The organism is Mycolicibacterium arseniciresistens, assembly GCF_030519285.1.
GTDB lineage: Bacteria > Actinomycetota > Actinomycetes > Mycobacteriales > Mycobacteriaceae > Mycobacterium > Mycobacterium arseniciresistens.
This window is the reverse complement of the sequence record NZ_JAUMSQ010000286.1, coordinates 1-11117: the sequence shown is the minus strand read 5'-3', so window position 1 is coordinate 11117 and position 11117 is coordinate 1. Positions and strand designations below refer to the sequence as shown.

13 protein-coding genes are annotated in these 11117 nt (G+C 67.3%); 3 read left to right on the top strand and 10 right to left on the bottom strand.

Annotated features, from left to right (window positions below; translation table 11 throughout):
• A partial coding sequence (locus Q2100_RS25740; RefSeq protein WP_302916347.1) for a DUF4245 domain-containing protein occupies positions 1–412 on the top strand: 412 nt, incomplete at its 5' end.
• Between the two features lie 14 nt (positions 413–426).
• Positions 427–1260 carry a dienelactone hydrolase family protein gene (locus tag Q2100_RS25735; protein ID WP_302916346.1) on the top strand — a complete coding sequence of 278 codons (834 nt, stop codon included), beginning with the start codon at positions 427–429 and terminating at the stop codon, positions 1258–1260.
• Here Q2100_RS25735 and Q2100_RS25730 read toward each other — a convergent pair.
• From Q2100_RS25730 to Q2100_RS25720, 3 genes are read right to left on the bottom strand one after another with little or no spacing between them, the layout of a single operon-like run.
• Positions 1257–1751, bottom strand: coding sequence for a TspO/MBR family protein (locus Q2100_RS25730; protein WP_302916345.1), 495 nt, complete (start codon positions 1749–1751; stop codon positions 1257–1259). The two genes, Q2100_RS25735 and Q2100_RS25730, sit on opposite strands and share 4 nt — an antisense overlap.
• 11 nt (positions 1752–1762) lie before the next feature.
• Positions 1763–3004, bottom strand: a complete 1242-nt coding sequence (locus tag Q2100_RS25725; RefSeq protein ID WP_302916344.1) for an AI-2E family transporter — start codon at positions 3002–3004, stop codon at positions 1763–1765.
• Positions 3004–3771 carry an SDR family NAD(P)-dependent oxidoreductase gene (locus Q2100_RS25720; RefSeq protein WP_302916343.1) on the bottom strand — a complete coding sequence of 256 codons (768 nt, stop codon included), beginning with the start codon at positions 3769–3771 and terminating at the stop codon, positions 3004–3006. The genes Q2100_RS25725 and Q2100_RS25720 overlap by 1 nt, the downstream gene beginning before the upstream one ends.
• Positions 3772–4159: 388 nt before the next feature.
• Between Q2100_RS25720 and Q2100_RS25715 the strand changes: the two genes are divergently transcribed.
• On the top strand, positions 4160–4429 hold the full coding sequence (locus tag Q2100_RS25715) for a hypothetical protein (RefSeq protein WP_302916342.1): 270 nt from the start codon (positions 4160–4162) through the stop codon (positions 4427–4429).
• Here the strand turns inward: Q2100_RS25715 and Q2100_RS25710 are convergent, their stop codons facing one another.
• The 7 genes from Q2100_RS25710 to Q2100_RS25680 form a co-directional block, all read right to left on the bottom strand.
• Positions 4430–5308: a formylglycine-generating enzyme family protein gene (locus Q2100_RS25710; RefSeq protein ID WP_302916341.1), complete on the bottom strand. Its 879-nt coding sequence runs from the start codon at positions 5306–5308 to the stop codon at positions 4430–4432. It lies immediately after the preceding gene.
• Positions 5301–6245, bottom strand: a complete 945-nt coding sequence (locus Q2100_RS25705; RefSeq protein ID WP_302916340.1) for an HAD family hydrolase — start codon at positions 6243–6245, stop codon at positions 5301–5303. The genes Q2100_RS25710 and Q2100_RS25705 overlap by 8 nt, the downstream gene beginning before the upstream one ends.
• Positions 6245–7798: an arylsulfatase gene (locus Q2100_RS25700; protein WP_302916339.1), complete on the bottom strand. Its 1554-nt coding sequence runs from the start codon at positions 7796–7798 to the stop codon at positions 6245–6247. Before Q2100_RS25700 ends, Q2100_RS25705 begins: the two co-directional genes overlap by 1 nt.
• Before the next feature lie 4 nt (positions 7799–7802).
• Positions 7803–9353: an arylsulfatase gene (locus Q2100_RS25695; RefSeq protein ID WP_302916338.1), complete on the bottom strand. Its 1551-nt coding sequence runs from the start codon at positions 9351–9353 to the stop codon at positions 7803–7805.
• Positions 9354–9557: 204 nt separating this feature from the next.
• Positions 9558–10643: a 3-beta-hydroxysteroid dehydrogenase gene (locus tag Q2100_RS25690; RefSeq protein WP_302916337.1), complete on the bottom strand. Its 1086-nt coding sequence runs from the start codon at positions 10641–10643 to the stop codon at positions 9558–9560.
• Between the two features lie 61 nt (positions 10644–10704).
• Complete coding sequence (locus Q2100_RS25685; protein ID WP_264012761.1) at positions 10705–10917, bottom strand: exodeoxyribonuclease VII small subunit; 213 nt, start codon at positions 10915–10917, stop codon at positions 10705–10707.
• A gap of 2 nt (positions 10918–10919) precedes the next feature.
• Positions 10920–11117 (bottom strand): exodeoxyribonuclease VII large subunit (locus Q2100_RS25680; protein ID WP_302916336.1); only part of this gene is annotated, 198 nt, incomplete at its 5' end.

The following is an 11117-nucleotide window of genomic DNA, read 5'->3' as shown; positions in this document are numbered from 1 at the left end:
GGTGCGCGTGCCGGTGCTTCCGGAGGGCTGGCGGGCCAATTCCGGTGGCCGCGAGGGCATCGACGGCGGCCGCACCGATCCCGCGACCGGGCAGGCCGTGCGCGCCGTGGCGACGAGGGTCGGCTACCTGGCGCCCACCGGCATGTACCTGAGCCTGACGCAGAGCAACGCCGACGAGGACGCGCTGGTCGGCTCGATCAATCCGGACGCCTACCCGAGGGGCACCCAGGACGTCGCGGGCCGGTCGTGGGTGGTCTACGAAGGCGGCGAGGACGCCGAGCCGGTGTGGACCACCAGGCTTGACGGCGCGGGCGGCCCGGCTCAGATCGCCATCACCGGCGCCGGTGGTACAGACGAGTACCGTACGCTGGCGCAGGCGACGCAGAGTCAGCGGCCGCTGACCGTCCCCTAGCCCCAGGAGCAGCGATGACCGCGCCGGAATCGAATGTCCCCGCCGGAGCGGCTCCGGAAGCCGACCTGACCGGATGGAGCTGCGAGCCGTTCACCGCGGCGGGCTACACCCACGACGTCTACCGCAGGGGCGAGGGCCCCGGTGTGGTGCTCATCCCCGAGATGCCCGGCCTGCACCCGGGCGTGCTCGCGCTCGGCAACCACCTCGTCGACAGCGGCTTCACCGTCGCCGCTCCGTCGCTGTTCGGCACGCCGGGGCAGCCGGCACTCGGTCCCGGCGCGGTGCCCGTGCTGCTGAAGGGCTGTGTGTCCAAGGAGTTCGCGGCGTTCGCGACCAACGCCGACCGGCCGGTGGCGCACTACCTGCGCGCGCTGGCCCGTGACCTCAACGGCCGCACCCCCGGCCCCGGTGTCGGCGTGATCGGGCAGTGCTTCACCGGCGGCTTCGCACTCGCCGCCGCCGTCGACGACAGCGTGCTGGCCCCGGTGCTCAGCCAGCCCTCGGTGCCGCTGGCGCTCACCGGCAGGCACAAGCGCGACCCGGGGCTCTCGGAGCGCGAACTGCGGATCGTCAAACAGCGCGCCGACGAGGACGGGCTGTGCGCGCTGGCGCTGCGGTTCAGCAAGGACCCACTGGCGCCCGGTGAGCGGTTCCGCACCCTCAAGGACCGGCTGGGCGACGCGTTCGAGGTGATCGAGATCGATGCGGGGAAGGGCAACGAGCACGGCTTCGGCGTGATGTCGCATTCGGTGCTGACCCGCGAGGTCCGCGAGGTCGACGGGCATCCGGCCTACGAGGCGCGCAAGCGGGTGGTGGAGTTCCTCACCCGGCGCCTGAAGTCGGGCTAGTTGTTCAGCTGCCAGACGGCGAAGTTCAGGGCCAGCGCGAACGTCGACCACAGCAGATAGGGCACCAGTAGCGCGCCTGCGACCACCGAGCGCCGCCAGAACAGCGCGACGGTCGCGACGAGGACGACCAGCAGCACGGTCAGTTCGGCGAATGCGACCCCCCGCCAGCCCAACCCGAAGAACAGCGGCGTCCACGCCGCGTTCAGCACGAGCTGGGCGCCGTACAGCGTCAGCGCGCGGCGGGTCTGCTCGGACGGCCCGGTGCGCCAGACCAGCCAGGCGGCCAGCGCCATCAGGCCGTAGAGCACCGTCCACACCGGACCGAACACCCACGACGGCGGCGCCCACGAGGGCTGCTCCAGCCGGGCATAGTCCTGCGCCGAGGTGGCCGAGGCCAGCCCGCCGATCACCGACGCGGCGACCACGGCCAGCACCGAGATCGCCAAGGCGAGTGCCGCTCTGCTCCGGGGTGCGGCGGTGTTGGTGACCATGTGCAGGCAGACTACGCGCGCGGTTCGGCGGGCCGGGCCGGCTCGGGTGCGGGACCGTCGGCGCCGTCGTCCGCGTCGTGTTCCGGCTCGGCGGCGGGCGCCTGCCTGCGCGCGCGGGTGAGGAGCTTGCGCAGCCTGCCCGGCTTCTTCTCCTCGCCCTCCTCGTCGAACTGGTCCAGCGGCACGCCCTTGTACACCGCGAGGTAGACGGTGACGGTGGTGACGACGACGATCATCACCACCGGGCCGATCACGATGCCCCAGAAGCCCCACATGGCGATGCCGGCGAACACGGCCAGCAGCATCAGCGCGGAGTCAAGCCGGGCCTGACGCGGGACGAGGATCGGCCGCAGCACGTTGTCGATGTTCGTCACCACCAGCAGGTGGAACGCGATGACGAAGATGCCGCCGAACACGTTGCCGAACAACATCATTCCGATGCCGACCGGGATGCTGAGGATGCCGCCGCCGAGCGGGATCACCGACAGCGCGGTCAGCAGGATGGCGAAGACGAAGAACCCCTGGTGGAATCCGGCTATGTAGATCGACACGGCGCCGGCGAAGCCCTGTGCCAGCGCGATCACGAACTGGCCGAAGACGGTGCCGCGCACCATCGCGCCCATCTTCTCCAGGTAGAGGTCGGTGATCTCCTCGCCCAGCGGGTTCAGCTTGCGGATCACCATGATGACCCTGTCACGGTTGGTCAGCAGCGAGATGAACACGTAGAGGAAGAGGACGGCCGCGGTGACGCCGCCGACCAGGCCGCCGACGGCGCCCTGCAGGATGCCCAGGAGGTACTCGCCTGCGTGCTGGGCGATCGTGGCCGTACGTTCCTGCAGCAGGTCTGGCGTCACCCGGAAGTCGTCGAGGAGCGGGACCCTCGCCAGCGCTCTGTTGACCACGTCGATCGCCCTTGTGCCCAGGGCGCCGAGGTCGGTTCTGGCCATCCACGCCGACACACTGGAGACCATGCTGGTGATCTGGACGACCGCGAAGAACACCAGCCCGCTCACCGGGACGATGATCGCGGCGATCACCGCCAGCAGCGTCAGGGTCGCCGACAGGCCCGTGCCGAACCGTCGCCTGCACCGCTCGTAGAGGGGGTTGAACAGGTAGGCGACGACGGCCGCGACGACGACGAGGATGAAGAAGGTGCGCAGGAAATAGGCGGCGAACGCCAGCGCGATCACCGTTGCGATCGCCAGCGCCCGCTTCTGCGAGTCGGTGAACTCGTGACCCCCGGTCGTCGCCATCAGTGCGCCTCGGCGAGTCTCATCACGTGGCCGAGCACGTCGGGGTAGCGCTTGAGATGCGCTCCGCCGTTGAGGTCGAGGACCTCCCCGGTCAGCCAGGACGCCTGCGGCGAGCACAGGAAGATCACGGCCGCCGCGATGTCCTCGGGTGTGCCTGCCCGTCCCAGTGCGGTGTTCTCGATGTACTCCTCGACGACGCCGGGGATCGATGCGGCGGGCTGCGTCAGCGGGGTGTGCACGAACCCCGGTGCGACGGCGTTGACGCGGATGCCCCGCGGGCCCAGCTCCAGCGCGGCGACCTGGGTGAGCATCGACAGCCCGGCCTTGGCCGCGCAGTACGCGCTCATCGCGGCGGCCGGCTGCCTGCCGTTGAGCGACGAGATCGACACCAGCGCGCCGCCTTCGGTCAGCCGCCGGCCGGCGTGCTTGGCGACGATGAAGGCACCGGTGAGGCAGACGTCGATCACCGACCGCCACTGCTCCACCGGCATGTCGACGATCAGCCCGACATTGCTGAACCCGGCGCAGTTCACCACGACGTCGACCGCGCCGAGGTCGTCGAACAGCCGCTGCACCGACCCCTCGTCGGTGACGTCGACGGTCGCCGCGGTGTGTGGCTCGCCCAGCTCACCGGCCCGCCCGCGCGCGCCATCGGCGTTCAGGTCGGCGACCACCACCCGGCAGCCGTCGGCGGCCAGTGCCCGTGCGGTCGCCCATCCGATGCCGGAGGCGCCGCCGATGACGACGGCGGTGCGGTGCTCACTCACGAGGTGCTCCTGTCCGGGCCTGCACGGCCCCACTGACCAGCGCTGCAGCCGAGATCAGCCTGCCCGCAGAACTGGAACGTGTTGCAACAGTAGCGAACGCGGCGACGCTCGGGGAGTGCTGCGATGGATGGCCGATCGCGGCTGGCCGTTGTTAGCCACTGCGCGGGCGGCGGCCGCCGCTTACGGACATCTGTGGTGGCAGGGGCCATGGAGGCGGCGTAGGGGGAGTTTGCTCGAATTGTGCGAACGTAATTGTCTTGTTATTGGTCGGCCTGTACGAAAAGGGAAATCACCGCTTTGGTATTTGCGTGGAATCATTACCGCCTGCGTCTCACGTCAATTTCTGTGATGTACTTCGAGGTGGTCGGGGCACTATTGGGAGGTTGTGATGACTGCGAACATCGACGAGGCGGCCAGCGGTAACGGCTCTTCCGACATTGCCGTCGATACCCGTGTCGTGGTGCATCCCGGAACTGATCATGAAATGCACGGCGTGGTCGTCGAGGATTTTGCTGATCTCGCGGGAATGGCGGTCGACGTCGCGGAGAACAGGATCGTCGAGGCGGCGCGCAGGTGGGCGGTCAGCCTCGATGACGGCGGCCTGGTGTTCGTCGACAGCGACAGTCTGGTCGCTGAGGCCGCAGAGACCCAGGAATAGTCAGCGCCTGACGCAGCGGAAGCCGATGTGGCTCATGCCGGTGTCCACCGGCTGTGGCCGCCGCGCCGCAGGCCGGTATCTGCTGCAGTAGCTGTCCGCACACAGGAACGAACCGCCCTTGACCACCTTGCGGGGCACGGCGAACTGTGGCTGTGCGGGGTCATAGGAGTCCTCGGCGCAGCAGGGCGTCGTGGTCCGGTCGCTGCCGTACCAGTCGGCGGTCCACTCCCACACGTTGCCCGCCATGTCGAACAGGCCGTAACCGTTCGGCGGGAAGCTGCCCACCGGCTTGGTTGTCCCGTAACCGGTTTCGGGTAGATACGGGAACTCGCCGTGCCAGTAGTTGGCCAGCCGCCGGTCGCGGCCCTCGGGTTCGTCACCCCAGGTGTAGGCGGCGCCGGCAAGTCCTCCGCGTGCCGCGGTCTCCCACTCGGGTTCTGTCGGCAGCGCCATGTCCGCCCACCGCGCGTAGGCCGCGGCATCCTCGAAGGCGATGTGCACCACCGGATGCTGCTCGCGCCCCTTCAGCGACGATCTCGGTCCGCGGGGATGCTTCCAGCAGGCACCAGGGGTCCACGTCCACCACTGGTTGAGGTGCCGCAGGTCCACCGGGCCTGCCGTCCTGATGAACACCATCGACCCCGGCTGCAGATTCTGCGGCGGCGCACCGGGGAAGTCGGCGGGGTCGAGTGGCCGCTCGGCGACCGTGAGATAGCCGGTGGCGTCCACGAATTCGGCGAACCGAGCGTTGGTGACCTGGTGCGCCTCGATCCAGAAGCCGTCGACGTCGACTTCGCGCTCCGGCGCCTCCTCGGGGTAGTGGTCGTCGGAGCCGAGCACCACCCGCTGCGCCGGGATCCGGATCAGGTCGTCAGTCACAGGCCTCGGTGACGACGCCGCTTCCCGCGCCGGTGCCGAACACGCCGGCCCAGTCGTCGCGCATGCTGATCACCGTCCAGCCGTAGGCGGCCGCGTGCTCCAGCGCTCGCTCGGCGCCTGCGGTGTAGGCGAATTCGCGTTCGGCGTCGTCGTGGTTGACCAGCAGCCGCAGCCCGCGGGTGTACTGCAGCATCTCGTCGTCGCCGTTGGAATTGCCCGCGGCCAGAACCGGCCGCCGCCCGATCCGGCTCCAGATCCGGACGGGCTTCTCCGGCCCGTCGTCGAAGATGTCGAGCACCGGCTCGATCAGCAGGTCGCCCTCGCCGTCGGCGCCCACGAAGCGCAGACCCTGCGCACTGCCCACCACCCGTTCGGGCGGGATGCCGTAGATCGCCGACGTGACCGGCCGCATGAAGTCGCGGCCGCCACCGGAGACGATGTAACAGGTGAACCCGTTCGATTCGAGGTAGCGCAACAGCTCGACCATCGGCGCATAGGTGCACTCGAGATACGGCCTGTCGAGCGTGGGATGACGGGCGTCGGCGAAGAAGGCCGAGACCAGGGCCGCATGGTCCTGCACCGACATCGTGGCGTGCAGCGCCATCACCGCGCCGGCAAGGGTTTTCAGGTCGGTGTCGTCGCCCTGGTAGTGCTTGGTGATCGCGCCGCCGAACCACGCCAGGTCACCAGACACGGCCGCCTGATACGGCTGCTGATCGGCCAGCGAGGAGTCCGCCGCCGCCTTCTCCGCAAGCCTGCGCACGATGAAGTCGAGCTGGATGTACATCGGCTTCTCACACCACAGGGTGCCGTCATTGTCGAAGACGGCGATCCGCTCCTCCGGCTCGAGGTAATCCGGGGTGCCCTTGGTGGCGACGGCGTCGACGAACGCGATGATCGCCTTTTTCGCCGGCCCGTCGTTCCAGTGGTTGAGCATCAGCCCCCTCGGGTCGCGAGGAACTTGTTGAGCTCCTCCACGGCGTGGTTGATGGTGAAGGTGGCGGGCTCCTGGCGCGGTGGGAACTCCTTGAAGGTTTCCAGGAACTGCGTCGCGATCGCCGACCCGTACAGCACGAGATAGATCCGGTCGATCACCCAGTCCCAGTAGGTGTTCGACGTGATGTCGGCGCGCTCGTACGGGTCGGTGCGCAGATTGAACAGCTTGGGCGCCCGCAACTTCGTGAATGGTTCGAACCAGATCTGCAACGTGCCATCACAGCGCTGCTCCTGGAAGACCACCTTCCAGTTCTCGGCCCGGATCCCGAGCACGTCACAGTCGTCGGAGAAGTAGATCATCCCGCGGCGCGGGCTCTTGTCCACCTCACCGGTCAGGTACGGCAGCAGGTTGAACCCGTCGATGTGCACCTTGTACTCGGTCTTGCCGTCGGCGCCTGCGGTGTGGCCCTTCTTGAGTTTCTCCACGATGTCCGGATCGCCTGCGGCGGCCAGGAATGTCGGCAGCCAGTCATGGTGTTGGACGATCTCGTTGGAGACGCTGCGCGGCTTGATCTTCCCGGTCCACCGGATCATCTCCGGGATCCGGAAGGCGCCCTCCCAGTTGGTGGCCTTCTCGCTGCGGAACGGCGTGGTGGCGCCGTCGGGCCAGCTGTTGGCATGCGGCCCGTTGTCGGTGGAGTAGATGACGATGGTGTCCTCGGCGATGCCGAGTTCGTCGACCAGGTCGAGCAGTGTGCCGACGTGGCGGTCGTGGTCGATCATCGTGTCGTGGTACTGCGACTGCCACCGGCCGGCCTGGCCGACGCTCTCCGGCTTGGTGTGCGTCCGGAAGTGCATGTGGGTCATGTTCATCCAGACGAAGAACGGGGTCTCCGCCTCGTGCTGGCGCCGGATGAAGTCGATGCAGGCGCCGGTGGTCTCGTCGTCGATCGTCTCCATTCGCTTCTTGGTCAGCGGGCCGGTGTCCTCGATGCGCTGTCTGCCCACCGGGCCGTAGCGGTCGTCGACCTCGTCGGAGTCCTCGTCGGTGGCCCACGAGTGGATGACGCCCCGGGGGAGCAGCGCCCGCCGCAAGATGGGCGCCTCCTCCTCGGTGGGGTAGTCGGCGTTCTCCGGTTCCTCCTCGGCGTTGAGGTGGTAGAGGTTGCCGAAGAACTCGTCGAACCCGTGCGCGGTCGGCAGGAACTTGTTCAGGTCGCCGAGGTGGTTCTTGCCGAACTGCCCGGTCGCATAACCCAACGGCTTGAGCAGTTCGGCGATCGTCGGATCCTCCTTCTGGAGGCCGATGTCCATGCCGGGCATCCCGACCTTGCTCATCCCGGTGCGGTAGACGCTCTGCCCGGTGATGAACGACGACCGTCCGGCGGTGCAACTCTGCTCGCCGTAGGAATCGGTGAAAAGCATTCCTTCGTCGGCGATCCGGTCGATGTTGGGCGTGAAGTAACCCATCATGCCGCGGCTGTAGCAGCTCAGGTTCGAGATGCCGATGTCGTCGCCCCAGATGACCAGGATGTTGGGCTTGCTGTCGGGCACGGTGTCAGTCCTTTGCTAGGAAGTCTTCGAGCTTCTCGACGATCTGATCGATGCTGAAACTAGCCGGTGGGTGCCGCGGTGGGAACTCTTTGAATGTCTCGAGGAACTGTGCGGCCATCGCGGTCGCGTAGAACACGAAGAAGTCGCGCCGCAGGAACCACTCGTAGTAGGTGTTCGACGTGATGTCGGCGTACTCGTACGGGTCGGTGCGCAGGTTGAACAGCTTCGGTATCCGTAGCGCGGTGAACGGCTCGGCCCAGATCCGGAGCGTGCCCTGGCAGCGCTGCTCGGCGAACACGATCTTCCAGTTCTCGAATCGCATCGCGACCAGTTGCGCGTCGTCGTTGAAGTAGAAGAACCCCCGTCGCGGGCTGTGTTCGACCTCGCCGGTCAGATAGGGCAGCAGGTTGAACCCGTCGATGTGCACCTTGTATTCGGTGTCGCCGTCGGCCCCGGCCTTGTGTCCCTTCTTCAACTTGTCACTGACGTCGGGGTCTCCTGCGGCGGCGAGCAGCGTGGGCAGCCAGTCGTGGTGCTGGATGATGTCGTTGGACACACCGCCCGCCTTGATCTTCCCCGGCCAGCGGATCAGCTCGGGCACGCGGAAGGCGCCCTCCCAGTTGGTGTTCTTCTCACTGCGGAACGGCGTGGTGCCGCCATCCGGCCAGGAGTTGCGGTGCGGGCCGTTGTCGGTCGAGTAGATGACGATGGTGTCGTCGGCGATGCCGAGTTCGTCCAGGGCGCCGAGCACTGTGCCGACGTTCTTGTCGTGGTCGATCATCGCGTCGTGGTACTCCGACTGCCACAGGCCGGCCTGGCCGCGGCTTTCGGGCTTCACATGCGTGTACAGGTGCATGTGGGTGAAGTTGCACCAGACGAAGAACGGGGTGTCTGCCTCGTGCTGGCGCTTGATGTACTCGACAGTGCGGTCGGCGATGTCGTCGTCGATCGTCTTCATCCGCTCGGCGGTCAGCGGGCCGGTGTCCTCGATGGTCTGTTTTCCGACCGGGCCGAACTTCTCGTCGTCCGGTTCCGTCGAGTCCTCCGCGAGCGCCTTGCAGTCGAGCACCCCGCGGGGGAGAGCGGTCTCGTACAGCCGCGGGAACTGGTCCTTGTGCGGATAGTCGAACTGTTCGGGTTCCTCCTCGGCGTTGAGGTGGTAGAGGTTGCCGTAGAACTCGTCGAACCCGTGCACCGTCGGCAGGTACTTGTTCAGGTCGCCGAAGTGGTTCTTGCCGAACTGGCCGGTGGCGTAGCCGAGTGGCTTGAGCAGCTCGGCGATCGTGGGATCCTCGGCGGCCCAACCGATGTCGACGCCTGGCACGCCGACCTTGCTCATCCCGGTGCGGTACACGCTCTGTCCACTGATGAACGCCGCGCGACCGGCGGTGCAGCTCTGCTCGCCGTAGCTGTCGGTGAACCGCATGCCTTCGGCGGCGATGCGGTCGATGTTCGGGGTGCGATAGCCCATCAAGCCGTCGCTGTAGCAACTCAGGTTCGAGATGCCGATGTCGTCGCCCCAGATGACAAGGATGTTCGGTTTACCGTTCGGCACGGCGACTCCCTTAATTGACGGTCGCCTCGAACTCTAGGGTGATTCGCGCCAGAAAAGGCCGACTTGCCGCTCAACAAATATGAATTCTCATCCGAGCGCACCGAAGATGCTCCACCGCACATTGCCTGTCGCCATGTCGCCGGTGGGCGGGACCACTTGTTGCGGGAGAACGTATTTGGAGGATGTGCGGCTTAAGACAGGTGATCAGGCCCTTGCGGGCACCGATTGTGCCGACTCGAGCTCGTTGTACAGGTCGACGTAGTACGGCAGGCATTCCTGCAGCGCCTGCTCGGTGGTGAACAGCGGCCGGTATCCGAGGTCGCGCTCGGCCTTGGCGATAGAGAAGTAGTTGTCGAGGTAGAGCCGCTCCACACCGAGCGGCTCCAGCGGTGGCTTGGCGATGCCGAGGCGGAAGTGCAGCCACTGCCAGATCGTCATCGCCAGCCACACCAGCCGGCCGGGCACCCGCACCTTGGGCCACTTCTCACCGCACGCCTGCACCACCGGTCGGGCGAACTCGAACATGTTGATCGGCTCGCCGTCGTTGATGAAGTAGGCCTGCCCGGGTGCGCTGCCGCCGGGCACCAGGTGCTGGCCGGCCAAGATGAAACCGTGAACGAGGTTGTGCACGTAGGAGTTGTCGAGCTTGACCCGTTCGCTGCCGATGAGCACCTTGACGTGGCCGGCGAGCACACCCTCGAAGACCTTGCGGAACATCGTCTTGTCGCCGCGGCCCCAGATGCCGCTGGGCCGGATCGAGCAGGTGAGCATTCCGTCGACCCCGTTCTGGGACAACACGAACCGCTCGGCGGCCACCTTGGTCTCGGTGTACAGGTCGTTGAACCGCGCGGTGTAGGGCAGCGTCTCCTCGCCGTTGGCGATCGGCCGGCCGCCCATCACCACGCTGTTGGAAGCCGTGTACACGAATCGCTTCACACCGGCCGCGCGCGCGGCACGAACCAGGTTCTCGGTGCCGCCGACGTTCACGGCGAAACTGCGCTGCCGGTACTCCTCGGTCACCGACGCCCCGCCCATCAAGTCGATGATCGCGGCGGTGTGGATGACGGTGTCGATCCCGGCGACGGCGGCCGCGACGGTGTCCTCGTCGCAGATGTCGCCCTCGACCGTCTCCAGCCCGGGGCGGCCGGCCAGCGGCGACGGCACCCGGTCGAAGGAGCGGACCTGGTGGCCCCGCTCGAGCAGTTCGGTCACCAGGTTGCAGCCCACGAACCCGGAGCCGCCGGTCACCAGCACCCGGCCCAGTTCAGTCGTCAACGATGAATCGCCCATGCGGCGACTATAACTGAAACGTGTTCTAGTTTGAAGCGCGTCGGCGAGAAATCCGTGCGGATCACGCGTCCTCGGCATCCCGCGCGGCCAGCGCGTCGGCCACCCGCTTGCGTGCGCCGGCCAGGTGCTCTTCGCAGCATTTAGCCAGCTCCTCGCCCCTTTCCCACAGCTTGAGCGACGCGTCGAGGTCCAGTCCGCCCTGCTCGAGACGTTGCACCACGTCGATGAGTTCGTCGCGGGCCTCTTCGTACCCCATCTGACTAATGGGCTTCATATTCAGGCTCCTTCGGGTCCTTCGCTGACCGCCGTCACCGCGCCGTCGGCCACCCGCACCCGGATCCGTGTGCCAGCCGGCGCGTCGGCGACCGAGTGCAGCACCCGGCCGCCGGTCTGCACCACCGCGTAGCCGCGGGCCAGTGTGGCCGCCGGCCCGAGCGTCTTGAGCCGGGCGGACAGGTGGCCGGTGCGGTCGGT